The sequence below is a fragment of the Fictibacillus arsenicus genome (assembly GCF_001642935.1).
Classification (GTDB): Bacteria; Bacillota; Bacilli; order Bacillales; family Fictibacillaceae; genus Fictibacillus; species Fictibacillus arsenicus_B.
Genome location: NZ_CP016761.1, coordinates 2,529,191 through 2,553,544 on the forward strand (window position 1 = coordinate 2,529,191; position 24,354 = coordinate 2,553,544).

The window sequence follows — 24,354 nt, forward strand, 5'->3', positions numbered from 1 at the left end:
ATATATTCGTGCCGCAAGTCTATTTTCCTTCAACATTCGACAGGATTTCACAAAAAACTGAACCGAATCTTTCTGCATCCTCCTTTGTGAATTTAGCAGGTCCTTTAGAATGTTTTCCTGAACGCCTTGCTTTTGCAGACAGATAGCGTTCATGAAGCACTCTTTCCATTTCATTCTCTTGAAAATGTTTCCCTCTAGGGGTGATAACATAAACCCCTTTTGGAATGAGCAGACTCGCAAGAGCGTGATCCTGGGTTACCACAATGTCATTACTCTTAGAATGATTATGTATGTACATGTCAACTTCCTCTGGTCTGGCATCTACAAGAATCCAGCGTCCAGGTTGGTCTGTGTTGCTTGCATGCGCAAATGAAGTCACAAAGATTGGTTCGAATCGATACATTTTTGAATATTTATTAATCTCTTCTTTTATCACTACAGGACAAGCATCTGCATCCACGTATATATCCGCTTTGAATTTTTCCATATTTTTATGTTCTACTTTTACAGTGATTCTCCTTCATTTGCTGGCATTTACATAAAAATTGCATTCTGAACGTATCACTATTTTAGTCAAACTTTTTATTTTTAATCACAATGTAATATTATAATAAAAACGGAATGATTTTACCAGTAAAAAGATTGAAATTAAAAAAGCGCAGAAATTTGCGCTTTTATTTATAAGATTTACCTTGGAAAAGATTGTAAATAACGTTAGCTGATTCCTCAACAGCCTTATTTGAAACCTCTACTACTCTGCATCCTATGCGGTCTACAATTTCATTAAAATAAACGAGTTCTTGTTTTATTCTTTCCATGTTTGCATAGTTTGCTTCTGAATTCAGTCCTAATGCTTTTAAGCGTTCTCTGCGAATATCATTTAACTTTTCCGGAGTGATCTTCAGCCCAAAACACTTATTTGGTGAAACTTTAAATAATTCTTCAGGCGGTTCCACTTCGGGAACGATAGGTACGTTAGCTACTTTCAAGCGCTTATGTGCAAGGTATTGAGAGAGCGGTGTTTTTGATGTTCTTGAAACACCAATTAGTACAACATCCGCTTTTAATATTCCCCGCGGATCTCTCCCGTCATCATACTTGACTGCAAATTCTATAGCTTCAACTTTTCTGAAGTATTCATCATCCAGTTTATGTACAACTCCAGGTTCATATCTCGGTACCTGGTTAAGCCTGGATTGAAGCTGATTCATTATAGGTCCCATAATATCCACTGTTGGTATTCCGTTAGCTGCAGCCTGCTTAGCTACATATTCACTGATTTCGGGAACAACCAAAGTATATGCAATAATTCCATTGTGATCCTTTGCTAATGAAATAACTTCATCGATTGTTTCTTTGTCTTCTACGTAGGGAACCCTCTTTATCTCTATTCCATTTGAATTAAATTGGCTCGCAGCCGCTTTTACAACCAGTTCTGCCGTTTCTCCAACTGAGTCTGAAACGACATATACGATTGGACGTCCTGTCATAATGACCTCCCCATTTTTTAAAGTATTTCGTCGTGAGCAAGCTCCACAAAAGCCTTAGTAATATTGGTCTTTGTAATTCTTCCAACTACCTCTAGTCCGCTTTCATTCTGAGAACGTTTAACTACCGGAAGCCCGTCAATTTGCTTTTCAATTAGAATGTGGGCAATATCCAGCAGGAAGTCTTCTTTATAACAATACGTGATATTAGGCATTCTTGTCATGATAATATTTATAGGAATACTATTTATCTCTTGTTTTCCCATACTTGCCCTCAATAAATCTTTTCGTGAAGCAACTCCTGCAAGATGTCCGTTTTTATTAATAATGAACAGTGTTCCTACATCTTCTAAGAACATGGTACAGATTGCTTCGTATACTGTTGCAGAGTCCTGTACGACTACTGGCATAGAAGTAAATTCAGCTACTTTAATTTTCTTCACTTTTTCTGTCAGTAACTGTGAACCTGTTTTGCCCGTATAAAAATAGCCCACTCTCGGTCTGGCATCCAAATAACCTGCCATCGTTAAAATTGCAAGATCTGGTCGAAGTGTCGCCCGGGTTAAATCAAGCTGGTCAGCAATTTGTTCTCCCGTTATAGGTCCGTGATCCTTGACGATCTCAATAATCTTCTGCTGCCTTTTGTTTAGTTCGATTTTGTACACCACCTTTTGCTGCATCCAATGTGTTATACTTATTTTTCATTATTATAACTCATTAAGTGGAAAATGCGAACAAAAAAACTGTAAAGATAGTCTTCACAGTTGAATTCACGTTATATCATCAAGTTGCTTTAAAAACTTCTTTGATTTTATAAATACCCCCGAATACTCTTCCATGTAAGCATCAAACAGCATTCTCAATTCTCTTTTTGTTTCTTTTTTTAATGATACGTTTCCAAGTCTGGCAAGATCGAGATGATAAAACATATTTAACAGCCTTGCAGCTCCTTTAGAGATATTCAATCTATAAGGATCTTTATAGGCACATCTCTCACAGAGAAAACCACCTTCTCGGATAGAAAAAGAAAAATTCCCTTCAGCTGCATGACATGATACACATCTGCTTAGCTCTGGAACTATGCCAGCTGTTTTCATCATTTTCATTTCGAATAAAAAGGTAATAACCTCTGGATCAGTTCCATGGTTTATATATTCTAAAGCCTGCTTCAGCCAGCCATACAAGTCGGGTTTCATTTCTTCCTCAGATGTAAAACGATCAAGAAGCTCCGCCAGATAAGCGGCATAGGCAGTCTTAACCAAGTCTTCGCGTATATGCCTGAAGGAAGACAATGCCTCTCCTTGCTGCAAAGTCCCCAGTCCTCTTCCTCTTTGAAACACAAATATTCCATATGTAAAAAGCTGCGTAATGGAAGTGAAGCGGCTTTTAGGCTTTTTCGCTCCTCTTGCCATCACGCCAATTTTTCCAAGTTCCTTCGTGTACAGAGTAATAATCGTATTCGATTCTCCATACGGAACGGTTTTAATGACTATTCCTTCCACTTTATAAAGCAAGGTATATCACCACCCTCTCGTCAAGAAGGCACCTTAGTTAATTAATGAAATGGAGGTTCCTCTAGAGACTCTTCATAAGGAATAACTGCTGATAATGCTGTTATTTCATGGTCAAGCTCTTTGTATAACAAATAGGTATCAATATTGCCCGTTTCACAGAATACTTTCCAAGTAAATTCTTTCATGGTTTGGACACACCTTTCTATTTGTTTTTCTCCTGATATAACTAGGTTCACCTTAAACAATGTTTTCATGTGAAAGAAATATTAACAGTTTTTTACTATTAATAATCGTCCTCATTGAAGCCAAATTCAGCAAGCTGTTTCTGACGGTTTCTCCAGTCAGTTTGAACTTTTACATAGAGTTCCAAAAATACTTTTGATCCTAAAAGAGTTTCGATATCAGCTCTCGCTCTTTTTCCGATCTCTTTTAGCATTTTCCCTTGTTTCCCTATGATAATGCCTTTTTGTGATGATCGTTCAACAATAATGGTAGCATTGACGAAGACAACGTTTTTCTCTTCCCGCACTTTCATTTCTTCAATTACCACAGCAACAGAATGAGGTATTTCCTCCCGTGTTAGATGAAGAACTTTCTCACGGATTAATTCTGCTGTTATAAATCGTTCGGGATGGTCCGTTACTTGATCTTCCGGATAGAACTGAGGTCCTTCTTCCATATAAGAAACAATCTGATTCAATAATGTATCTACATTGTTTCCCTTTAATGCGGAAATTGGAACAACTTCTGCAACATCCACCTTATTGCGATACAAATCAATCAGCGGCAGCAAATCATCTGGATGGACTTTATCAATTTTATTTACTACTAAGAAAACAGGGTTCTTCACATGCTGCAGCCGGTCTATGATAAATTGATCACCCCGGCCGTAGCCTTCTTCGGCATTGATTACGAACAGAATAAGATCTACCTCGTTCAATGTCTGCTGTGCCGTTCTTGTCATAAAATCCCCAAGCTTATGCTTAGGCTTATGGATACCTGGAGTATCAATAAAAATTACTTGTGATTCTTCTGTTGTATAAACAGCCTGAATTTTATTTCTTGTGGTCTGCGGCTTATCACTCATAATAGCGATTTTTTGTCCGATAACCTGATTTAACAAAGTGGATTTGCCTACATTTGGACGGCCAATTATGGTTACAAATCCTGACTTATACCCAGCTTTAGTCATTTAAATCCTCCGGTGAAAAAGCACCTGGCAACAGGTCCTTAACCGCAATTTCCTGAACGTCTCCATTAAGGTTTGTTAAGTAAACCGGCATGTCAGGAGGACATAATTCTGAAATAACCTGACGGCATGCACCACAAGGAGGTACAGGGCGTTTTGTATCGGCAACTACAGCTATTGCACTGAATTTAGTATCGCCTTCTGTATACGCTTTAAATAAAGCGGTTCTTTCAGCACAGCAAGTTAAGCTGTAAGCTGCATTCTCAATATTTGCACCATGATAAACTTTTCCTCCAGAAGAAAGCAAAGCCGCACCTACTTGAAATTTTGAATAAGGTACATATGCTCTTTCTCTTGCTTTCTTTGCTTGTTCCATTAATTGATCTTTGTTCATAATACATTCACCTTCTTAACTTTCTATGCTTCTTAATAGAGGTTCTATAAAGAGCAGTATACCGATTATAACAGCAAATATCGAAAAAACCAAAACTGCACCTGCAGCAGCATCTTTTGCTTCTTTTGCCAACGGATGACGTTCCAAAGTCATTAAATCAACTGTTTTTTCAACAGCAGTATTCATAAGTTCTAATGCAAGCACAATTCCGATAACAATCAGCAAAACTGCCATTCGCAACGACGAAAAATCAAGTGTAACCGCTGTTAAGATAACGATTACACTTATCATGATGTGTATTTTGAAATTTTGCTCGCTCTTAAATGTCTTTATTATCCCTGTAAAAGCAAATATAAAGCTATTGAATAACTTTTTCCATGCGATCATCTTTTCAATCCGTACTGCTCCAAAATTTCTTCTTGTCTGCCAAACATTGCTTTTTCATCTTTTTCATTCAAATGATCATAACCTAAAAGATGAAGGAATCCGTGAACAGCAAGGAATCCCATTTCCCGCTCAATAGAGTGTCCATATTCTTCTGCTTGTTCTTTTGCAACGTCTAAACAGATGATTATGTCCCCTAGGAACCTGGTTTCTTCACCGCCGATAATCTCTGTTTCATCTTCGCCCATTTCTTCCATGGCAAAAGAAATTACATCTGTCACGGCATCTTTTTGTCTGTATTCACTATTAATTTCTTGAATTCTTTCTTTCGTAACGATTGTCACAGATACTTCTGCAGATCCCGTTTTTTCCATCTCTGCGGCCTTCTGCAGCACATTGGCTAATAACTCTTGGAACTCTTCACTGTTTTCGTCGATTTCATTTAAATACTCAACATGTAATGTCATTGTTTTTCCACCTTTTTCGTTTCTTCTGGATACTCGATTCTGGAATGAAATATTCCTTGAAGTGTTTCTGTTAAAGTTTTTGCTACGGTATCCAACTCTTTTAGTGTAAGATCGCATTCATCAAACTGGCCATCTTCAAGTCTGTCATTAATTATTTTTCGTATGATCTGGTCTATTTTTATTGGTGTGGGCTTTGATAAAGATCTAACTGCAGCTTCTACTGCATCTGAAATACCTATGATTGCTACTTCTTTTGTTTGTGCTTTTGGTCCAGGGTAACGGAAATCTGATTCAGCAACTTCTTTTTCCGTTAACTGAGTAGCCTTATGATAGAAAAATTTCAGCAGTGTCGTCCCGTGATGCTGCTCCGCAATATCGATGATTTCCTTAGGTATTTTGTCTGCACGAAGCATGTCCGCTCCATCATAAGGATGAGCCGTAATGATCGTTTTGCTTAACTGAGGTGCAATCTTATCATGCGGATTCTCCATATTCATCTGATTTTCAATGAAAAAGTGAGGCCGTTTTGTCTTTCCAACATCATGATAGTAAGAACCCACCCTTGCCAGGAGCCCATTAGCACCGATCGATTCACATGCAGCTTCAGATAAGTTTGCTACCATAATGCTATGATGGTAAGTACCGGGAGCTTCCATAAGGACTTTTCGCAAAATCGGGTGATTCGGATTTGAAAGCTCGATCAGTTTTGTAACAGATAAAATATTAAAAGATGATTCGATCACCGGCAGCAATCCTAGTGTGAGAACTGCTGATATAAAGCCAGATAATGCAGCACAGCCAAGATCTAACCCAATCTGCCAAGATGTGAATTTCCCGTTTTGAAGCAAAAGTACACTTGCTACTGTTAGGATGGCTATAAACGAAACGAAAAATCCTGCTTGAAGAATTTTAGAACGCTGCTGTGTTTTACCTAAAAAAACGATACCGGAAATTGCATTAAACAAAACGTACAAACTCATTATGAAATTAAAGTTCCCTGTTGTTTGTTCATTAAATATCAGTGCAGCACTCAGTGCAAAAATAACAGACGAAACAACAGCAAGTTCTTCATTAAACAGCATCTTGATCATCATCGCACCAGCTGCCACTGGAACTAAATACATTAAACTGTTCAATCCAATCTCAGTGCTGATACTAATCAGCTTCATTACCACAAGTGTCAGTGTAAACAGCAGTGCATAAATGGTCACATATTTTCTAAAATGCTCTTTCTTCCGTTCTTCTTTCATAAAATAATAAAGCCCTGCCATGACTAATAAAACAAATAAGAACAACCCATAGTAAGGATATGTTTTCATTTCTTGATCAAGCAGTCCGACCATCTTCAATCTTTCATAGATTTCAGGCGTGATAACTGAACCGCTTTTAACTAAAACTTCCCCTTCTCTTATAAACACTTCTTCAACTTTTTCACTAGCTTCTTTACGTTTTTGTCTTGTTTTTTCTGTATCGAGTGTCCGGTTTGCAATGATAAAAGTTCTTGTTATTTCCTCTGTCGCATTCCTGAGAGAGTAAGACAAATTTCCGTTTTCGCGGATTAATCGAACCGCCTCATCTTTTTTTCCATCAACCTCTTCAACCATGATAGGTTCTTCAAGAACACTGTTCACAACATCAGGTCCAAGATTCCTTACATTTGTAAGTTCAGTCTCACTCGCCCGAAACAATGTATCAAATGTCTCATCAGAAATCTCTGATGTATCTATGTAATCTTCTAGTTGGTCAATCTTTTGTTCACGTGTTAATAGTGGTTCATCATCTTTTTTCTTTTCTTCTGTTTTATTTATTGAAATGATTGTATTAATCAGTATTTTCATCGCATCAGCCTGCTCAAATGCGATGTCGTTATTAAAAGTGTATTCATTTTTCACATTTTCTTCTGCAAGCCTTTTTCTTGCTTCAGTCTGTTCTTCCAGTGGGATCGTAATAGGAGATTGTATATCGCGAGGAGCACGTTCATAGACGTTTACGTCGACGACATTCGGAGTTACATTGCTGACTAATATAGCAAATAAAATGATTCCCATTACGATAAATGATACGGTTGCTACACTTAAACGAAAATAATTTGAAAGGATGTACCTCAAGTTGGACAAACGCTACCACTCCCTAAACTGTGAATCCTATACTAATCTTAGCAAAAGTTGGACAAATATGGTACTTATATAAAGTAAAAAAGGGCTCCTGAAATAGGAGTCCTTATTTATCATATGTTTCATATGCTTCAATAATCCGCTGAACCAGCGGATGTCTTACAACATCTAATTGTTTTAAGTATATAAAATCAATTCCATTAACGCCTTCTAGTCTTTTTTCGGTAACTTTTAATCCGGACTCTTTTCCTCTAGGCAGATCAATCTGTGTAAGGTCACCGGTTATCACCATTTTCGACCCAAATCCGAGACGTGTCAGGAACATTTTCATTTGTTCAGGAGATGTATTTTGCGCTTCATCAAGAATAACGAAGCTTTCATCCAAGGTACGGCCTCTCATGTATGCTAATGGGGCAATTTCAATCGTTCCCCGTTCGATAAGTCTCTCAGTATGTTCTGCACCAAGAAGATCATGCAGCGCATCGTAAAGCGGGCGCAAGTAAGGATCAACTTTTTCTTTTAAATCTCCTGGCAAGAAGCCTAAGCTTTCACCAGCTTCCACTGCAGGACGTGTCAGGACAATTTTTTTAATCCGGCCGTCTTTTAAGGCATTTACAGCCATGACAACTGCAAGATACGTTTTACCCGTTCCCGCTGGTCCAATGCCAAACACAAGGTCACGCTTTCTCATAGATTGAACGTAATGTCTTTGCCCAAGTGTTTTAACACGTATCGGCTTACCTTTTGCTGTAACCGCTATATCTTCTTCATATAATTCACTTAATTCATCCAGCATGTTCTTTTCTGCGAGCTGAACTGCATAAACAATATCCCTCTCAGATATTTTTATGCCTTTGCGCACTAATTTCAATAACACCGAAAGCGTTTCCTCAACCATTTCAGCTTTCGCTAGTTCCCCTGTTACTAAAATTTCTTCTCCGCGGGTGACTATACCTACGTTGAGCTTGTGTTCAATGACCTTTAAAAAGGCATCGTTCGGCCCAAAGAGTGATGCGGCTTCTGTTGTATTTTCGAGTTGTAATGAATTAAGTCTTTTCGTTTCTGACAAACTACTCATTCTCCTTGTTGGATAGGTATAGGTTGTTCAGATGCAATATTTTCAATTACTTGGTAGAGCATCGTTAATTTTACTTTACCATTCGAGACCTTTTGTTGCCAAACTTTTTCACCTTTAATTTTTGCATCTTCTGGCAGTTTTTTTAGCAATTCTTTTTTTGCCATCTTTTTCCCAACCTCTATAGCTTCAGCTTTCGTGTAAGACCGTTTTACTCCGTCTGTTTCCCGGATCTCTTTTTTGATATAAGAAACGGGCATCTTCCACTTAGCCAGATAAAGAGGACTTTCGTTTAGTGTTTCCGTTTTATCCTGAAATTCTCCATCGGAAAATCCGTAAATCGGAATATCTAATCCAAACAAAGAAACGTAATGTCTATTTTCATACTTTCCTGTGTACGTTTGAAAAGAAGTATTTAAAGGGATTTCCACTTTGGTTTCATACCAGACTTCACCTAAGATTTCTCCTTTTGCACTTACAAGTTCCGGTTTTTTTTCTTTGCCTATATATCCGGACACCAATAAAGATCCTTTCTGCACATAATCATTTACAGTTACTACTGGTTGTCCTTTTTCAACGAATAGAGAATGGATAACTGCTTGTTTTGTAGCGACGAGATGTCTCGGACCTGTAATTGGTTTTTCCTTTGGTATCTCTTTTTCTACGACTTCAAATCGATACGATGTTCCATGCTGTGTCACGCCTATCCAAGTGACATTTCCCATTTTTTCTGTAAGCTGCCTTTGTACCTCTCTTACATTCGGCAATAAAAAAATAAACTTTCCTTTTTTTACTCCTATTTCTAATGCAGCTTTTCTAAGTTCATATTCAGTTTTAGGATTTGCGCCGATGACATTAATATTCCAAATCATATTAGATAATAAAAACAGAATGAAAATAAATGAGACCATACCCAATATAAAACCATTTCTTTTCCACATTTTTTTTAGCAGAAACGGCGTTCCTTTTTTTTCCTTAATTCTAATTTTCAGCTTGTTTTGTTTTAAAATAGCTTTTGCTCTCTGGACATCTGGAACTGAAATTGACACATGGACACGATCACCATCGAGGGGTTTGATGTCCCAAATTTGTATCCCTGACTGGATACAAGTGTTGATGAAGGAGCTGGACTCTTGTCCAATAATTTCAATTCTCACATATCCTTTAAAATTATTGTTCCATTTGCTTTTCATTTTGTCCCTCCATATCCTAGAAACTTTTAATCGTTTTCAAAATCCACTGAAGAGATGGTTCCTTCTAATAGAATCTCTTCTGGAAGAATGGTTTTAATGACAAATTCCCTGCCCGAAATGACGAGAGTGCCTTGCTTCAATTTAAGCTTGAGCTGTTCATTGGAAAAAGCTTTTACGCCCCTGTGATTTTCTATATAAATGTGTAGTTGTCCAATCATCGTTATCCGGGGTAAATCCATTACTGCGTCTGCTGGTAATTCAAGGTTCTGCATCATCCATTTGCTTACTTGCTGCCGCAATTTTCCCATAAAAAAACCCCCTCTCTCTATTTTTATGAGAGAAGGGGGCAAACTATCACTTTATTTCTTTGTTTTGCTTTCAGTTACATTCGTTTTTGCAATGCTTTAGGCTTTGAAAGAATTTCTGACCATATAACTGCTTTTTGAAGTTCTTTTTGATCTGCTTTGAATGTTCCTAGGATAGCTTCTTCTTTATCCTGATAACGATTCGTGTTGCTTTTATGCTTTAAATCCTCATACCGTTTAGTGATTGCTTCTTTTCTATCGGGTCTCTTTTCCGACGAAATCGTAATCTCTCTTTCAGGCTGACTAACAGCTTCGCGCGGAAGGCCAAATGGAGAAGCTTGTTGTTTAGGCTGCTCATTCGTCCGCTTTGCAGGTGCAGGTATATTCGCATTCTTTGTATCGTTCATTCTTTTAAAGAAGCTGTATAACCCGCCAGCAATAATAACAACAAAAGCGATATTTGCAATCAGGATATCAATAATCGCTTCAATGATATTCATGATTACATTTTCCGTCCTTTATCATCGTTCTCTTTATCTGGATTAGAAGACTTACTGATCGATTCTCTCATGGTCGTATCTGCCATAATGTTCTTCATGTTCATGTAATCCATAAAGCCCATATTGCCTGAACGCAGAGCTTCGGCTAATGCCATCGGTACTTCTGCTTCTGCTTCCACAACTTTTGCTCTCATCTCCTGGACTCTTGCTTTCATTTCTTGTTCGTTCGCTACTGCCATCGCACGTCTTTCTTCTGCTTTTGCCTGTGCAATATTCTTATCTGCCATCGCTTGATCTGTTTGCAGTTCTGCACCGATATTCTTTCCGATATCAATATCCGCAATATCAATCGAAAGAATTTCGAAAGCTGTTCCTGCATCTAGACCTTTTGAAAGGACTGTTTGAGAAATCATATCGGGATTCTCAAGTACTTTTTTATGTGTTTCAGAAGAACCGATTGTACTGACTATTCCTTCACCAACACGAGCGATGATTGTTTCTTCACCAGCACCACCTACAAGACGGTCAATATTTGCTCTTACTGTAATTCTTGCTTTAGCTTTCACTTCAATACCATCCAAAGCTACACCAGCGATAAAAGGAGTTTCGATCACTTTTGGATTAACACTCATCTGTACAGCTTCAAGTACATCACGGCCTGCAAGATCGATTGCTGCCGCTCTTTCAAAGCTAAGTTCGATGTTAGCTCGGTGTGCAGCAATCAATGCATTTACTACACGGTCAACGTTTCCTCCTGCGAGATAGTGGCTCTCAAGCTGATTTGTACTTAATTCTAATCCCGCTTTTACTGCTTTAATCAATGGATTTACGACACGGTTTGGAATAACCCTTCTTAATCTCATTCCTACTAAGGTAAAGATGCCTACTCTTACTCCTGCAGCCAGTGCAGAAATCCAAAGCATTACAGGGACAAAAGTAAACAATACTGCCAAAGCAATTACTATAAGACCAATGATTACAATACTTGCAATTGAGCTAAGTTCTAACATTAACAACACACTCCATTCATTCTTTATTTTCGGCCAGCCTCACTACGACACGGCCTCCGCTAACTTTTACAATTTTAACTTTTTCATCTTTTCCAATAAAAGAACCTTCTGATACAACATCAATATACTCGTCATCAATTTTGACACTGCCAGCAGGTCGTAACGGTGTAGCAGTAATCCCCATCTTTCCGGTTAGATCAATACGTTCGCTGTGCGAAAGGTACCCTTTTTCAGAACTTGTTGAATCGAAGAGCACTAAACGTTTTAGCGGACCATTGTAACCAAACGAGCGGATGAAAAAGTATGAGCCAATAATTGTTACAATAATGGCTATCGCAATCGCGATCAGGATTCCTGATAAAGAACCACCTGCAAGTATCAAACCAGTTAGCATGGCTACCACCCCAATTATGCCCATAATACCTCCGGGCAAAAATATCTCCATTATGATTAAAATAAATCCTATCACGAACAAAATGATTGCTTCCCAGCCTGCTAAACCAGCTATCATATGACCATAGAAAAACAAGAATAATGACAGTGCGCCTATAGATCCTGCTATACCAAACCCTGGTGTATATAATTCAAGTACGAGTCCTAAGCTTCCTAAAGAAAGCAGTATCGGCACGATAACTGGATTTGTTACAAAACGGGCTATTTTATCGGCAAAAGTAGGTTCCGATTCTAAAATCTTAGCATCTTCCAGGTCTAAATAGGCTAATAGTTCCTGTCGATCCTCTGCAATCTTTTCAGCATAACCCACTTTTAAAGCTTCACTTGCAGTTAATGTCAGAAGATCACCTTTCTTTAACTCAAGCTCAGGAATTTTAACATCAGGGTCGACCATTGCCTCTGCATATAATGGATCACGATCGTTAAGTTCTGCTGCGGCCAGCATCTCTGCCTTCCATGCTGATTCTGCCTTTTGTCCTGCTGTATTTCCCTGGCTGTCTATAACAGCGGCTGAACCAATCGTAGTAGAAGGTTTCATAACGATGTCATCAGCATTTAAAGCTATATAAGCACCTGCAGAAAAAGCATTTTTCACAACGTACGCAGTAATTGGTATGTCTGTTTCCCTCATCAGTTTTGCTATATGTATTGCTGCGTCTACCCGTCCGCCTGGAGTATAGATCTCGAGTACGATATGGTCAGTACCATCCTCTTCAGCTTTTTTAATATTTCTTTCTAAAAAAGCCTCAAGACCTCTTTCAACTTCATGCTCAACAGGAATAAATGTTACGGTTTTCCCTTGACCAGCTGAAAAAACTTGCTGGGTTGATAATAAACCGTAAATTCCCCATATAAAACATATGCTATAGATCAGCAATCGGGTCCTTTTCACTAAAATCCCCCCTTCTTCTTCTATTTTACGTTAATTTGTGGGAAAAGTTTCAATTAAATGTTGATTAAATAGTCTTTGTAGTTATTTAACAAAGGCTATTTCCGTAACCTTTGTTGCTTTTGGAAGTGGTTGATTTCCGCTCCAGGATGCTCGCTTTCCGCGGGGCGAGCGGTGAGCCTCTTCGGCAAAATACTGCCTGCGGGATCTCACCTGACCGCTAGTCCCGCAGGAGTCTGGCACCTTACGCTCCAATCAACTAGTCGAAGAAGCGTACTCCACAAAAATGGTCAAAATCAAACATTTTTTTAGAAATAAGCCTTAACAAAAATGGTCATGAATAAAAAAAATCTTTAAAAAAAGTCCCAGAAAATAAGAAAACGCCCTGTATAAATACAGAGCGTTTGTCAATTTCAATTATGATAATTGTTGCTGCACTATACGGTTAACGAGACCGCCATCGGCTTTCCCTTTAACTTTAGGCATAAGTGCACCCATAACTTTACCCATGTCAGCTTTAGAAGCAGCCCCAGTTTCTGAAATTGTTTGAGCAACAATTTCATGTAGTTCTTCTTCAGTCAACTGTTTAGGAAGATATGGCGTAAGAACAGCAATTTCATCTTGAAGACCAGCGACTAAATCTTCGCGGCCAGCTTTTTCGAATTCTTGGAGGGAGTCTTTTCTTTGTTTCATCTCGCGTGCAAGCACAGTGAGCTCTTCTTCCTCATTTAATTCGCGTCCATGTTTGATGGCCTCATTTTGAAGAGATGCCTTCAACATACGAATTACAGAAAGCTTTTGCTTATCTTTGTTCTTCATCGCTTGCTTCATGTCTTGATTTAATGTATCAAGAAGACTCATATCTTACACCTCTCTTAGAACTTACGCTTTCTTGCTGCCTCAGCCTTCTTCTTTCGCTTTACGCTTGGCTTTTCATAATGCTTGCGCTTTTTAACTTCAGCCAATGTTCCATCTTTGGAAACGGATCTTTTAAAACGACGAAGAGCATCATCAATGGATTCGTTCTTGCGAACACGTGTTTCTGCCATTTGTATTTCCCTCCCTCCAGACCACCCTTACAAAAAACGTAAGAATGCGTCACATATCTTTTGCCATTATAATATATCCTTGTTATGCGGTCAACTTAATTTGTACAGGCTGGTTTAGGAGAGTAAAATTAATTATTTTTAGTCTCGGCTTAGTAATCAGAAGTAGACGTTCCGCCTTCAACAATAGCAATCCCTGCACTAGCTCCAATACGCGTTGCACCAGCTTCGATCATTGCTAAGGCTGTCTCGCGGTCTCTGACTGCTCCAGAAGCTTTTACACCAATGTTTGGTCCGACAGTTTCACGCATAAGTTTAATATCTTCTGCTGTAGCTCCGCCAGTTGAGAAGCCAGTTGATGTTTTAACAAAGTCAATTCCAGCTTTTACAGCGATCTCACACGCTTTCACTTTTTCTTCGTCAGTTAAAAGAGCAGTTTCAATAATTGCCTTTGTTAATGCCTTGCCTTTTGCAGCTTCAACAACAGCACGAACGTCTTGTTCAACAAGCTCGTAGTTGCCATCTTTTAAAGCGCCGATGTTAATTACCATATCAACTTCAGTCGCACCATTTTCAATAGCATTTTTAGTTTCGAATGCTTTTACTTCAGGAGTGTTTGCACCAAGAGGAAAACCGATAACAGTACATACTGCTACATCAGAATCTTTTAGTTGTTCGAAAGCTGTATATACCCAAGTTGGGTTAACACATACAGAAAAGAAATTATATTTTTTAGCTTCTTCACAAAGAGTCAAAATTTCTTTCTTTGTAGTTTCTGCTTTTAAAGCTGTGTGATCAATCATTCTTGCAACGTTTAAATTGCTCATAAAAACAATCCTTTCTGAACTTAAAAATTAAATACCGTAGTATCATACCAAATTATTTGACATAAATCGAGCAGCATTTATATGGCCCGATAAAAAACATCCTGAAATGAATTTCAGGATGTTAGCTTGATACAGCTTGCTTTAACACTTCTTCCATTTCTTGTTTAACAAATATACCTTTATTATAAGGATACCCAGCTTCTGTGATTTTCACTTTCACTAATTTCCCAATCATGTCTTCATTACCTTCGAAGACAACCTTTAAGTAGTTTGGCGTATATCCTACAAATAAATTCTTGCCTTGTTCATCCTTAAACTCTTCTTCCGGAATTACTTCAACTACTTTATCTTCATAATTTGATGCGTATTCTTTTGCTAATTGATCAGATAGAGAGATTAATTTATGAACACGTTCGTTCTTTATGTCTTCAGGAACCTGATCTTCCATTTTTGCCGCAGGTGTACCAGTCCGTTTTGAATAAGGGAACACATGAAGTTCCATAAATTTATGGTTTTCAATAAAACGATAAGTTTCCATAAATTCTTCTTCTGTTTCTCCGGGAAAACCTACAATGACATCAGATGTAATTGCAAGTCCTGGCAAAGCTTCTTTTAACCTGTCAAGACGTTCACCGAACATTTCCATAGAATACTTTCTTCTCATGCGCTGAAGAACCGTATTTGAACCTGATTGTAAAGGGATATGCAGGTGAGGAACGATTTTTTCAGAATTACCCATAACTTCAATTACTTCGTCTGTGATCTGGCTCGCCTCAATAGATGAAATACGTATACGTTTAAGTCCTGTAACATTTTTATCTAAATCACGGAGCAATTTGGCAAAAGAATAATCTTTCATATCTTCACCATAACCAGCAGTGTGGATTCCCGTCAGAACGATTTCTTTATAGCCTGAATCCACTAATTGCTGTGCTTGAGACAGAACATCTTCTGGTTTTCTTGAACGCAATAACCCTCTTGCCCAAGGAATGATACAGAATGTACAGAAGTTATTGCAGCCTTCCTGAATCTTTAAAGATGCTCTAGTTCTGTCAGTAAAAGCTGGTACGTCTAATTCTTCATATACTCTAGCCTTCATAATGTTGGATACACCATTAATAGGCATTCTTTCTTCCTGATATTGCTGAATGTACATAAGCATCTTGGACCGATCTTGTGTACCGACAACAACATCTACTCCAGGAATAGCCATGATCTCAGCAGGTGATGTTTGTGCATAGCATCCCGTAACACAAATGACTGCATCAGGGTTTTTTCGTATTGCACGTCTAATTACCTGCCGGCTTTTTTTATCCCCTGTATTTGTAACCGTACATGTATTAATAACATAAACATCCGCCGAATTGTCAAAGTCAGTTCTTTCATAGCCTTCTGACTGGAACAGCTGCCAGATTGCTTCTGTTTCGTAATGATTGACTTTACAGCCTAAAGTATGAAATGCAACAGATGGCATTTTCATCACCCCTTTAATTCAAAATGATAAGAAATAGCAGATAAAATATATAATGGAGCTGTTTCGGTCCTTAAGATTCTTGGACCCAGTCCGCATAATTCAAATCCATGTTCTTTAAGGACCATCGCTTCTTTTTCGCTTATCCCGCCTTCTGGACCGATAACGCAAAGAAGTTTATCTCCTCTTGCAATCTTTTTTAAAGCAGAAGAAAAACGGCTGTATTCTTGCTGTTTAGCTTCTTCTTCATATGCAACGATTTTTATATTAAACTGTTCTGCTAATTTTAGCAAATCGGAAAAAGACCCAGGATTCATAATCTCTGGAATCTTGCTTCTATGCGATTGTTCAGCTGCTTCTTTAGCTATTTTTTCTAAACGATCCTTCTTTTTTGCTGCTTTTTTATCGTCCCATTTCGCAACTGAACGGTCCGCTGAGAAAGGAAAAAAAGTTGAAGCTCCAAGCTCAGTCCCTTTTTGAACAATGTATTCAAGCTTATCTGCTTTTGGAAGGCCCTGTGCAATGGTGATCAAAACAGGCATCTCAGAATCTGATTCCAGCTCATTTACAGCCTGCACTTCTACAATGTTCCCGCCTAGGTCTAATATTTCACAAACCGCAGACCTGCCATTATTGTCACAGCATATAATGTTGTCTCCCGGCTGCATTCTCATAACCTTAGAAATATGTTTCGCATCTTCATCTTTTATGAAAACACGGTCATTTTCCCAGCTTTCAGCGGGAACAAAATACCTTTGCATTTCGAGCACTTCCTGTTCTTATTTCTGATTTTGAGCGACGATTGCCACCCAATCTTCCATCTCCAAGATTTCAACAATCCGGAACCCTTGCTGTTCTAACTTCGCTTTAACATCACGTTTCTTTCCTTGAATGATGCCTGAAGTAATGAAATAGCCGCCTGGTTTTAATACTTTGGCTGCATCTTCGACGAATAGGAGAATGATTTCTGCAAGAAGATTGCCGACAATAAGGTCTGCAGGACCTGTTATCCCTTTCAGTAAATCATTTTGATCAACATGAACTTTATTATGCACTTTATTCAGCTTTACATTTAAACGGGCACTGTTAACTGCAACTTCATCCAGATCATAGGCATCCACCTTGCCTGCACCGAGCATTGCAGATGCAATACTTAAAACTCCGGATCCTGTTCCTACGTCAATTACAGTATCGCCTTCTTGAATATATTTTTCGATAGCCTGCAAGCTCATAACGGTAGTGGGATGAGTTCCGGTTCCAAATGCCATGCCAGGATCTAATTCAATAATTAACTCGTCAGAATGGACAGGTACGTACTCCTCCCAGGTCGGGGTAATCGTAATCCGCTTTGATATTTTGACTGGCTTATAGTATTTTTTCCAGGCAGTCGCCCATTCTTCTTCGTTAACTTCAGATATTGAAATGGTATTTGCACCAATATCGATATCGTATTTCACAAGGTTTGTAATGGCCTGCTTAATCTCTTCAACGGTCTCTCCTAAAAAACTATTTACAGGAAGGTATGCTTTTAAAATGACACCTTCAGAAGGATAGTCAGAAGGATTAAGCTGATAAATTTCACCAAATACGGATTGGCGCTCTTTTGAGAGGTCATCCACATCCTCAATCACAACTCCGCTTGCTCCTGCTTCATGTAAAATATTTGATACTGGTTCAACAGCTTCCTGAGTAGTGTGGATGCTAATTTCTGACCATTTCATCATATCAACTCCGTTTTTAAGATTAAGAAGGCTTTTTTACTCACCTTTAAAAGCACGTTTTACTTTATCAAAAAATCCATCTTGCTGTTCATCGGGCAGACTTCCGCTTATTTCAGAGAAATCTCGAAGCAGCTGCTTTTGTTTTTCTGTTAAATTTTTCGGTGTAACAACTTTTACTTGTATGTGCTGATCTCCCTGACCGCGTCCATGAACATTCTTCACGCCTTTTCCTCTCAGCCTGAAGTGTGTTCCAGTTTGGGTACCAGCAGGAATCTTCAGCTTTACTTTTCCGTACAGAGTAGGCACTTCTATTTCATCACCTAACGCTGCCTGAACAAATGTTAAAGGCATTTCACAATAGATATCGTCCCCGTCACGCTCGAAAAATTCGTGCTCAGCCACTTGGAAAACAACATAAAGGTCACCAGCAGGACCGCCATTCACTCCTGGTTCACCATGTCCTGACATACGGATCTGCTGACCATTATCTACACCAGCAGGAACTTTTACGGAAAGTTTTTTATTCTTGCGTACCTTTCCTGCTCCGTGACATGTATTACATTTTTCTTTAATAATTTTCCCTTTACCGCTGCAATGATTACATACTCTTCTGTTAACGATGCGTCCAAATGGAGTGTTTTGCTCAACATTCAGCTGGCCGCTGCCATTACAGTGTGAACATGTTTCTGGTTTTGTGCCTGGCTTAGCCCCAGAACCATGACATGTACCGCATGTTTCTTCAGTTGGAATCTGAATCTCAGTTTCCTTACCAAATACCGCTTCTTCAAATGAAAGCCGAAGCCCATATTGAAGGTCGTTTCCTTGTCGCGGTGCGTTTGGATTACGTCTTCCGCCGCCACCGCCAAAGAACATATCAAATATATCACCGAATCCTTCAAAGCCAGCTCCTGCTCCACCGAATCCCTGATTAGGGTCAGTATGTCCAAACTGGTCGTAGTGTGCTTTTTTCTGTGGATCGCTTAACGTTTCATATGCTTCTTTAACTTCTTTAAACTTTGTTTCCGCATCTGCCTCTTTGTTCACATCAGGGTGATACTGTCTGGCAAGCTTACGGTATGCTTTTTTCACCTCATCATTGGAGGCGTTCTTATCTAATCCAAGTACTTCGTAATAATCTCTTTTACTCATAATAGGACACTCCCGAATTCTCACATAAAAGTTATCTTACCATTGAATATCACCTGACTCAAGACGAAACTGCAAACACCAGCGAGTCAAGAGTCTGTATAAAAATCATTGCTTTTCAGGCTCTTCTCTAAAAAATTATTGCTTTCGGCTCATTTTTTTCTCTTCATTGACAAGTTGATTGGAGTGCAAGGTGCGAGACTCCTGCGGGATTAGCGGGACAGGTGAGACTTCTAATGGCGCAAAGCGCCGAGAAGGCTCACCGCACGCCCCGCGGAAAGCGAGCATCCTGTAACGGAAATCAACCACTTCCAAGAGCATCAGAGTTTGCGAAAACAGCCTTTCAGAAAAAAAGTCAAAGTCAAGATATCCTGACTTTGACTTTTTATTGCTTGATCTTATTTTTTATCGTCGTTCACTTCTTCATAATCAGCATCTACGATATTATCATCATTTTTGCCTTCTGCATCACCTTGTTGAGCTTGTGCTTGTTGTGCCGCTTGCTCATATAGTTTAACAGATAGCTGCTGTACGATTTCACTTAATGCTTCTTTTTCTTTCTTAATTGCTTCGATGTCGCTGCCTTCAAGTGCTTTCTTCAAGCTCTCTTTAGCTTCTTCTGCCTTTTTAACTTCAGCTTCATCTACTTTGCCTTCAAGGTCTTTCAATGTTTTATCAACTGTAAATACAAGCTGATCTGCTTCGTTTCTTGTGTCAATCTCTTCACGTTTCTTCTTGTCAGCTTCAGCATTTTCCTCAGCGTCTTTTACCATGCGTTCGATCTCATCATCAGAAAGTCCAGTAGAAGACTTAATCGTGATTGATTGCTCTTTATTCGTACCAAGATCTTTCGCACGTACGTTAACGATACCATTTGCATCGATATCAAAGCTTACTTCGATTTGAGGTACGCCGCGTGGTGCCGGAGGAATCTCAGATAATTGGAATCTTCCAAGAGTCTTGTTGTGTGCAGCCATCTCACGCTCACCTTGTAGGACATGGATGTCTACAGATGTCTGGTTGTCAGCAGCTGTTGAAAACACTTGTGATTTTGATGTAGGGATCGTTGTGTTTCTGTCGATCAATCTTGTGAATACGCCACCCATCGTTTCAATACCAAGTGAAAGCGGTGTAACGTCAAGAAGAACTACATCTTTAACATCTCCAGCTAGAACTCCGCCTTGAATAGCAGCTCCAAGTGCTACTACCTCATCCGGATTAACCCCTTTATGAGGCTCTTTTCCAGTAAACTTTTTGATTGCTTCTTGAACTGCAGGGATACGAGTTGATCCACCTACAAGAATAACTTTATCAATGTCAGATGGTGACATTCCAGCATCGTTTAATGCCTGGCGTGTAGGTGCCATCGTACGCTCAACTAGATCAGAAGATAAGTCTTCAAATTTAGCACGTGATAAGTTTAACTCTAAGTGCTTCGGTCCAGATGCATCAGCTGTGATAAACGGTAAAGAAATCTGTGTAGAATTTACACCAGAAAGATCTTTTTTCGCTTTTTCAGCTGCATCTTTTAAACGTTGAAGAGCCATTTTATCTTGAGAAAGATCAATACCGTTCTCTTTCTTGAATTCACTTACTAAATAATCAATGATTACTTGGTCAAAATCATCTCCACCAAGTTTGTTGTCGCCAGAAGTTGACTTAACTTCGAAGAAACCATCACCTAGTTCAAGGATTGATACGTCGAACGTACCTCCCCCAAGGTCAAATACAAGAATTGTTTGGTCTTCATCTTTTTCAAGTCCATAAGCTAACGCTGCAGCAGTAGGCTCGTTAACAATACGCTCAACTTGAAGACCAGCAATCTGTCCAGCATCTTTAGTTGCTTGACGCTGAGCATCATTGAAATAAGCTGGAACTGTAATAACAGCTTTCTCAACTTTTTCGCCAAGATAATCTTCTGCATGTGATTTAAGTTTTTGAAGGATGATAGCTGAAATCTCTTGAGGAGTATAATCTTTTCCTTCAATCGTTTCTTTGTGGTCTGTACCCATATAACGCTTGATAGACATGATTGTGTTTGGATTTGTAACAGCTTGACGCTTCGCTACTTCCCCAACAGAACGATCTCCATCTTTAAAAGCTACAACAGACGGTGTTGTACGGTTTCCTTCCGGGTTAGGAATAACTACCGCTTCTCCGCCTTCCATAACAGCAATACAAGAGTTTGTTGTACCTAAGTCAATACCGATGATTTTACTCATGTTTTTTCCCTCCATAAAAAATATGTAGTTTTATGCGTTTACTTTTACCATAGCAGGACGTATAACACGGTCCTTTAACATATAGCCTTTTTGCAATTCTTCGATAACAGTGTTGGATTCGTATTCTGAATCTTCTACTTGCATCACAGCTTGGTGCATATTCGGATCAAACTTTTCACCAACTGTTGGTACTTCTGTTAGACCTTCTTGCTTTAACGCATCAGCTAACTGGCGATAAACCATTTCCATTCCTTGAATCAATGTTTGGGTTTGTTCGTTCGTAGCTTCAGTCTTCAAAGCACGCTCAAAGTTATCTAGAGCAGGTAATAATTGTTCAAGCAGACTCTGAGATTTATATTTAAGGCTTGCTGCCTGTTCTTCTCTTGTACGGCGGCGGAAATTATCGTAATCCGCTTGCAGACGAAGGTTCTTTTGGCTAGCTTCTTCAAGCTTTAACTCCAACTCCTGAATTCTCTGCTGTTCTTCTGTTAGTATTTCTTCAACAGATTCTTCAGTAATGTTATCTTCTTGAACTTCTTCTTCCACTGCAGTATCTACTGTTTCTTCATTTAATTCAGCCTCTGTTTGGTTCTGAGTTGTTTCCTCTTTGTTCATGCTTTCACCTCCCTAAAATGCATTACTTAGAAAAATCATTTAAGCGGTTCGTCATTTCCCTGGATAAGGAATCCAGTAAAGATATCACTCTTTTGTATTCCATTCTTGTCGGACCGATTAAAGAAATCGTACCGAGATGTTTCCCATGCATCGTGTATGAAGCATTAATGACACTGCAATTCTTCATCGCTTCATGCTCGTTCTCAGTCCCGATTTTAACCGTTACACCTTTTTCTGTCGATGAAACAAGCTTCTCCATCAAGTCGCGTGTTTCCAAAAAGTCTAGAAGCGGCCGTACCTTATCCAGATCTCTAAACTCTGGCTGGGAAAGCATATTTGTTTTCCCGCCGTAAAACAGCTTTTCCTTTTTGCTCCACAAAAGAAGCTGATCCAGGAAAACGCTCATATTTTGATAATCCTTCAGATGCTTTTTAAATACAGCTGACAGTTCCATCTGAATTCTGCTGTTCAGCTCTATTAATCTGACACCTGCAAGTCTTTCATTCAGAATATTAACAAGCTTCTCCAAATCAGACGGCTCAATTGAATTTGGCAGCACGATCTGTCTGTTTTCAACATGGCCAGTATTCGTTACAAATATTGCCACCGCCATCTGTGAAGACAATGGAATGATTTGCATGTGCCGAAGTTTCATATCAAGAGCGTTCGGACCTAGAACAACAGACGTATAGTTCGTTAAATCTGATAAGATTCTTGCTGATTGGTCAAATAACGCTTCAGCTTCTTGAACCTTTTCAGTAGACAAAAGTTCAGTTCTGTCCGTTTCGTTCGATGAAACAGACAATGAAGGCAGCAGGTGATCCACATAGAATCGATAGCCTTTTTCAGACGGAATTCTTCCAGAAGAAGTATGGGTTTTCTCTAAGAATCCAAGATCCTCAAGATCTGCCAGTTCATTGCGAATCGTGGCAGGACTGTAGGTAATGTCTTCTCTTTTAGAGATTGTACGGGAACCTACAGGCTCAACATGCTTAATGTAATCATCTATTAAAACACGTAAGATATAGAGTTGCCGTTCCGTTAACATCCCATCACCCCATTTGTTAGCACTCATCAGAAGCGAGTGCTAAATCTATAATATAAGTTACCAAAAGGTAGTCTTCGTTGTCAATCTAAAACTACACCAATAAATTCTTGGAATACTTCATTCCCGAGAGGTCTTCCATCTTTTGTGAGGAAGAGCCTTCCTTCATGTTTATCAAGCCAGCCTTTTTGAATCATTCTTTGAATGGGTTCTTTATATATTTCGAACATCGAACGGCCATACCGATCAATAAAATCTTGATCTGAGACTCCTTCTTGTTTACGAAGGCCCATAAACATTTCTTCTTCCATCTTTTCTGTAATCGGAACAGGATGTTCTTCTATATAAGGAAAACCATGTTCTTCTATCAAGCTCATATACTGCTTTAAAGGACCAGCATTCCTTCTTCTAGTACCCTCAACATAACTGTGTGCTCCTGCTCCAATCCCAAAATATTCGTTATTGTTCCAGTATTGGAGATTATGCTTGCTCTCAAACCCGGGAATCGCAAAATTGCTGATCTCATATTGCTTGTACCCCTTTTTATCAAGAGTTTCAATTAAATATTCGTACATAGCGGCTTCAAGCTCTTGCTCTGGCAAGATGAGCTTACCTTTTTGGGCTAAATTATAAAAAACGGTTTTCTTTTCAATCTGCAATGAGTAAGACGATATGTGCGGAACATCTAAGGATAGCGCTTCTTCCACTGACTCCTTGAACATATCCATCGTTTGTCCTGGCAAACCAAACATCAAATCAATCGACATATTGTGTATTCCTGCTGCTTTAGCTTCAGCAACAGTTGAATACACATCTTCCCTGTTATGTGTTCGGCCTAATTTTTTTAACAAAGATGATTGAAATGCTTGTACGCCTATACTCAGCCTGTTAACCCCGTTATCTTTTAGAACTGCGATTTTTTCTTTTGTTGTTTGTTCAGGATTCGCCTCAACTGTGAATTCTTTTACGGATTTGTTTCCTAACACTTCGTTTACATCATTTAAAAAGGTATTCAGTTGATTTTCACTTAAAGAAGTGGGGGTGCCCCCTCCTACAAAAATCGTCTCCATTTCATAGCTCTTAAACCTGGACGTCGTATTCAACATCTCTTTTTTCATGGACGCTAAATACTCATCTACTGGCTGCTGATGAATGAAAATCTTGTTAAAATCACAATAGTGACAAATTTGAACACAGAATGGTATATGAAGATATGCCGCTTTAAGCACGATGTTCACCGCCTTTTATTCTCATAAATTAGGAAAGACCGCTAAAATTGCCTTCGCG

Annotated in this window: 27 protein-coding genes; all 27 read right to left on the minus strand. The window is 38.9% G+C overall.

Annotated features, from left to right (window positions below; translation table 11 throughout):
• Positions 1-19 precede the first annotated feature (19 nt).
• Positions 20-487, minus strand: coding sequence for a YaiI/YqxD family protein (locus ABE41_RS13105; RefSeq protein ID WP_066291048.1), 468 nt, complete (start codon positions 485-487; stop codon positions 20-22).
• Positions 488-674: 187 nt separating this feature from the next.
• Positions 675-1,490, minus strand: coding sequence for a pyruvate, water dikinase regulatory protein (locus ABE41_RS13110; RefSeq protein WP_066291050.1), 816 nt, complete (start codon positions 1,488-1,490; stop codon positions 675-677).
• 17 nt (positions 1,491-1,507) lie between these two features.
• Positions 1,508-2,155, minus strand: a complete 648-nt coding sequence (locus tag ABE41_RS13115; RefSeq protein ID WP_066291053.1) for a transcriptional regulator CcpN — start codon at positions 2,153-2,155, stop codon at positions 1,508-1,510.
• Between the two features lie 102 nt (positions 2,156-2,257).
• Positions 2,258-3,001 (minus strand): DNA repair protein RecO, encoded by a 744-nt coding sequence (gene recO, locus ABE41_RS13120; protein WP_066291055.1) that lies wholly within the window; start codon positions 2,999-3,001, stop codon positions 2,258-2,260.
• Between the two features lie 41 nt (positions 3,002-3,042).
• Complete coding sequence (locus tag ABE41_RS20695; protein ID WP_077359092.1) at positions 3,043-3,186, minus strand: YqzL family protein; 144 nt, start codon at positions 3,184-3,186, stop codon at positions 3,043-3,045.
• 98 nt (positions 3,187-3,284) lie between these two features.
• Positions 3,285-4,193, minus strand: coding sequence for a GTPase Era (gene era, locus ABE41_RS13125; RefSeq protein ID WP_066291061.1), 909 nt, complete (start codon positions 4,191-4,193; stop codon positions 3,285-3,287).
• Positions 4,186-4,584, minus strand: a complete 399-nt coding sequence (locus tag ABE41_RS13130; RefSeq protein WP_066291063.1) for a cytidine deaminase — start codon at positions 4,582-4,584, stop codon at positions 4,186-4,188. The genes era and ABE41_RS13130 overlap by 8 nt, the downstream gene beginning before the upstream one ends.
• 15 nt (positions 4,585-4,599) lie before the next feature.
• Positions 4,600-4,971, minus strand: coding sequence for a diacylglycerol kinase family protein (locus ABE41_RS13135; protein ID WP_066291065.1), 372 nt, complete (start codon positions 4,969-4,971; stop codon positions 4,600-4,602).
• Positions 4,968-5,435, minus strand: a complete 468-nt coding sequence (ybeY, locus tag ABE41_RS13140) for an rRNA maturation RNase YbeY (RefSeq protein ID WP_066291067.1) — start codon at positions 5,433-5,435, stop codon at positions 4,968-4,970. Before ybeY ends, ABE41_RS13135 begins: the two co-directional genes overlap by 4 nt.
• Positions 5,432-7,552 (minus strand): HD family phosphohydrolase, encoded by a 2,121-nt coding sequence (locus ABE41_RS13145; protein ID WP_066291070.1) that lies wholly within the window; start codon positions 7,550-7,552, stop codon positions 5,432-5,434. Before ABE41_RS13145 ends, ybeY begins: the two co-directional genes overlap by 4 nt.
• Before the next feature lie 103 nt (positions 7,553-7,655).
• Positions 7,656-8,618: a PhoH family protein gene (locus tag ABE41_RS13150; protein ID WP_066291073.1), complete on the minus strand. Its 963-nt coding sequence runs from the start codon at positions 8,616-8,618 to the stop codon at positions 7,656-7,658.
• 5 nt (positions 8,619-8,623) lie between these two features.
• Positions 8,624-9,817: a sporulation protein YqfD gene (gene yqfD, locus ABE41_RS13155; RefSeq protein WP_066291075.1), complete on the minus strand. Its 1,194-nt coding sequence runs from the start codon at positions 9,815-9,817 to the stop codon at positions 8,624-8,626.
• A gap of 26 nt (positions 9,818-9,843) precedes the next feature.
• Positions 9,844-10,125, minus strand: coding sequence for a sporulation protein YqfC (gene yqfC / locus ABE41_RS13160; protein WP_066291078.1), 282 nt, complete (start codon positions 10,123-10,125; stop codon positions 9,844-9,846).
• 74 nt (positions 10,126-10,199) lie between these two features.
• Complete coding sequence (locus ABE41_RS13165; RefSeq protein ID WP_066291079.1) at positions 10,200-10,622, minus strand: hypothetical protein; 423 nt, start codon at positions 10,620-10,622, stop codon at positions 10,200-10,202.
• Between the two features lie 2 nt (positions 10,623-10,624).
• Positions 10,625-11,632 (minus strand): flotillin-like protein FloA, encoded by a 1,008-nt coding sequence (gene floA / locus ABE41_RS13170; RefSeq protein ID WP_066291082.1) that lies wholly within the window; start codon positions 11,630-11,632, stop codon positions 10,625-10,627.
• Positions 11,633-11,648: 16 nt separating this feature from the next.
• Positions 11,649-12,983: an NfeD family protein gene (locus ABE41_RS13175; protein ID WP_083207798.1), complete on the minus strand. Its 1,335-nt coding sequence runs from the start codon at positions 12,981-12,983 to the stop codon at positions 11,649-11,651.
• A gap of 408 nt (positions 12,984-13,391) precedes the next feature.
• Positions 13,392-13,835: a GatB/YqeY domain-containing protein gene (locus ABE41_RS13180; RefSeq protein ID WP_066291087.1), complete on the minus strand. Its 444-nt coding sequence runs from the start codon at positions 13,833-13,835 to the stop codon at positions 13,392-13,394.
• A gap of 14 nt (positions 13,836-13,849) precedes the next feature.
• Positions 13,850-14,023 (minus strand): 30S ribosomal protein S21, encoded by a 174-nt coding sequence (gene rpsU / locus ABE41_RS13185; RefSeq protein ID WP_007202240.1) that lies wholly within the window; start codon positions 14,021-14,023, stop codon positions 13,850-13,852.
• Positions 14,024-14,172: 149 nt separating this feature from the next.
• Positions 14,173-14,847 (minus strand): deoxyribose-phosphate aldolase, encoded by a 675-nt coding sequence (gene deoC, locus ABE41_RS13190; RefSeq protein WP_066291090.1) that lies wholly within the window; start codon positions 14,845-14,847, stop codon positions 14,173-14,175.
• Positions 14,848-14,968: 121 nt separating this feature from the next.
• Positions 14,969-16,321, minus strand: coding sequence for a tRNA (N(6)-L-threonylcarbamoyladenosine(37)-C(2))-methylthiotransferase MtaB (gene mtaB / locus ABE41_RS13195; RefSeq protein WP_066291091.1), 1,353 nt, complete (start codon positions 16,319-16,321; stop codon positions 14,969-14,971).
• Between the two features lie 5 nt (positions 16,322-16,326).
• Complete coding sequence (locus ABE41_RS13200; RefSeq protein WP_066291094.1) at positions 16,327-17,079, minus strand: 16S rRNA (uracil(1498)-N(3))-methyltransferase; 753 nt, start codon at positions 17,077-17,079, stop codon at positions 16,327-16,329.
• Between the two features lie 18 nt (positions 17,080-17,097).
• Positions 17,098-18,039, minus strand: a complete 942-nt coding sequence (gene prmA / locus ABE41_RS13205; protein WP_066291096.1) for a 50S ribosomal protein L11 methyltransferase — start codon at positions 18,037-18,039, stop codon at positions 17,098-17,100.
• Between the two features lie 36 nt (positions 18,040-18,075).
• On the minus strand, positions 18,076-19,188 hold the full coding sequence (gene dnaJ / locus ABE41_RS13210) for a molecular chaperone DnaJ (RefSeq protein ID WP_066291099.1): 1,113 nt from the start codon (positions 19,186-19,188) through the stop codon (positions 18,076-18,078).
• Positions 19,189-19,583: 395 nt separating this feature from the next.
• Entirely contained in the window at positions 19,584-21,407 is a 1,824-nt protein-coding gene (dnaK, locus tag ABE41_RS13215) for a molecular chaperone DnaK (RefSeq protein WP_066291103.1), read from the minus strand.
• 30 nt (positions 21,408-21,437) lie between these two features.
• A complete protein-coding gene (gene grpE, locus ABE41_RS13220) occupies positions 21,438-22,022 on the minus strand; it encodes a nucleotide exchange factor GrpE (protein ID WP_066291105.1) in 585 nt (194 codons plus the stop codon).
• Positions 22,023-22,044: 22 nt separating this feature from the next.
• On the minus strand, positions 22,045-23,070 hold the full coding sequence (gene hrcA / locus ABE41_RS13225; protein WP_066291108.1) for a heat-inducible transcriptional repressor HrcA: 1,026 nt from the start codon (positions 23,068-23,070) through the stop codon (positions 22,045-22,047).
• An 80-nt stretch (positions 23,071-23,150) separates the two neighbouring features.
• The gene (gene hemW, locus ABE41_RS13230) at positions 23,151-24,296 is read right to left on the minus strand and encodes a radical SAM family heme chaperone HemW (protein WP_066291110.1); all 1,146 of its coding nucleotides are present in this window, start codon (positions 24,294-24,296) and stop codon (positions 23,151-23,153) included.
• Between the last annotated feature and the right edge of the window lie 58 nt (positions 24,297-24,354).

What these genes read in the sequence shown, in the direction of transcription:
- ABE41_RS13105 (WP_066291048.1), bottom strand. Translation starts at nt 487, where the DNA reads ATGGAAAAATTCAAAGCGGATATATACGTGGATGCAGATGCTTGTCCT.
- ABE41_RS13110 (WP_066291050.1), bottom strand. Translation starts at nt 1,490, where the DNA reads ATGACAGGACGTCCAATCGTATATGTCGTTTCAGACTCAGTTGGAGAA.
- ABE41_RS20695 (WP_077359092.1), bottom strand. Translation starts at nt 3,186, where the DNA reads ATGAAAGAATTTACTTGGAAAGTATTCTGTGAAACGGGCAATATTGAT.
- era (WP_066291061.1), bottom strand. Translation starts at nt 4,193, where the DNA reads ATGACTAAAGCTGGGTATAAGTCAGGATTTGTAACCATAATTGGCCGT.
- ABE41_RS13130 (WP_066291063.1), bottom strand. Translation starts at nt 4,584, where the DNA reads ATGAACAAAGATCAATTAATGGAACAAGCAAAGAAAGCAAGAGAAAGA.
- ABE41_RS13135 (WP_066291065.1), bottom strand. Translation starts at nt 4,971, where the DNA reads ATGATCGCATGGAAAAAGTTATTCAATAGCTTTATATTTGCTTTTACA.
- ybeY (WP_066291067.1), bottom strand. Translation starts at nt 5,435, where the DNA reads ATGACATTACATGTTGAGTATTTAAATGAAATCGACGAAAACAGTGAA.
- yqfD (WP_066291075.1), bottom strand. Translation starts at nt 9,817, where the DNA reads ATGAAAAGCAAATGGAACAATAATTTTAAAGGATATGTGAGAATTGAA.
- yqfC (WP_066291078.1), bottom strand. Translation starts at nt 10,125, where the DNA reads ATGGGAAAATTGCGGCAGCAAGTAAGCAAATGGATGATGCAGAACCTT.
- ABE41_RS13165 (WP_066291079.1), bottom strand. Translation starts at nt 10,622, where the DNA reads ATGAATATCATTGAAGCGATTATTGATATCCTGATTGCAAATATCGCT.
- floA (WP_066291082.1), bottom strand. Translation starts at nt 11,632, where the DNA reads ATGTTAGAACTTAGCTCAATTGCAAGTATTGTAATCATTGGTCTTATA.
- ABE41_RS13180 (WP_066291087.1), bottom strand. Translation starts at nt 13,835, where the DNA reads ATGAGTCTTCTTGATACATTAAATCAAGACATGAAGCAAGCGATGAAG.
- rpsU (WP_007202240.1), bottom strand. Translation starts at nt 14,023, where the DNA reads ATGGCAGAAACACGTGTTCGCAAGAACGAATCCATTGATGATGCTCTT.
- deoC (WP_066291090.1), bottom strand. Translation starts at nt 14,847, where the DNA reads ATGAGCAATTTAAACGTTGCAAGAATGATTGATCACACAGCTTTAAAA.
- mtaB (WP_066291091.1), bottom strand. Translation starts at nt 16,321, where the DNA reads ATGCCATCTGTTGCATTTCATACTTTAGGCTGTAAAGTCAATCATTAC.
- ABE41_RS13200 (WP_066291094.1), bottom strand. Translation starts at nt 17,079, where the DNA reads ATGCAAAGGTATTTTGTTCCCGCTGAAAGCTGGGAAAATGACCGTGTT.
- prmA (WP_066291096.1), bottom strand. Translation starts at nt 18,039, where the DNA reads ATGAAATGGTCAGAAATTAGCATCCACACTACTCAGGAAGCTGTTGAA.
- dnaJ (WP_066291099.1), bottom strand. Translation starts at nt 19,188, where the DNA reads ATGAGTAAAAGAGATTATTACGAAGTACTTGGATTAGATAAGAACGCC.
- dnaK (WP_066291103.1), bottom strand. Translation starts at nt 21,407, where the DNA reads ATGAGTAAAATCATCGGTATTGACTTAGGTACAACAAACTCTTGTATT.
- grpE (WP_066291105.1), bottom strand. Translation starts at nt 22,022, where the DNA reads ATGAACAAAGAGGAAACAACTCAGAACCAAACAGAGGCTGAATTAAAT.
- hrcA (WP_066291108.1), bottom strand. Translation starts at nt 23,070, where the DNA reads ATGTTAACGGAACGGCAACTCTATATCTTACGTGTTTTAATAGATGAT.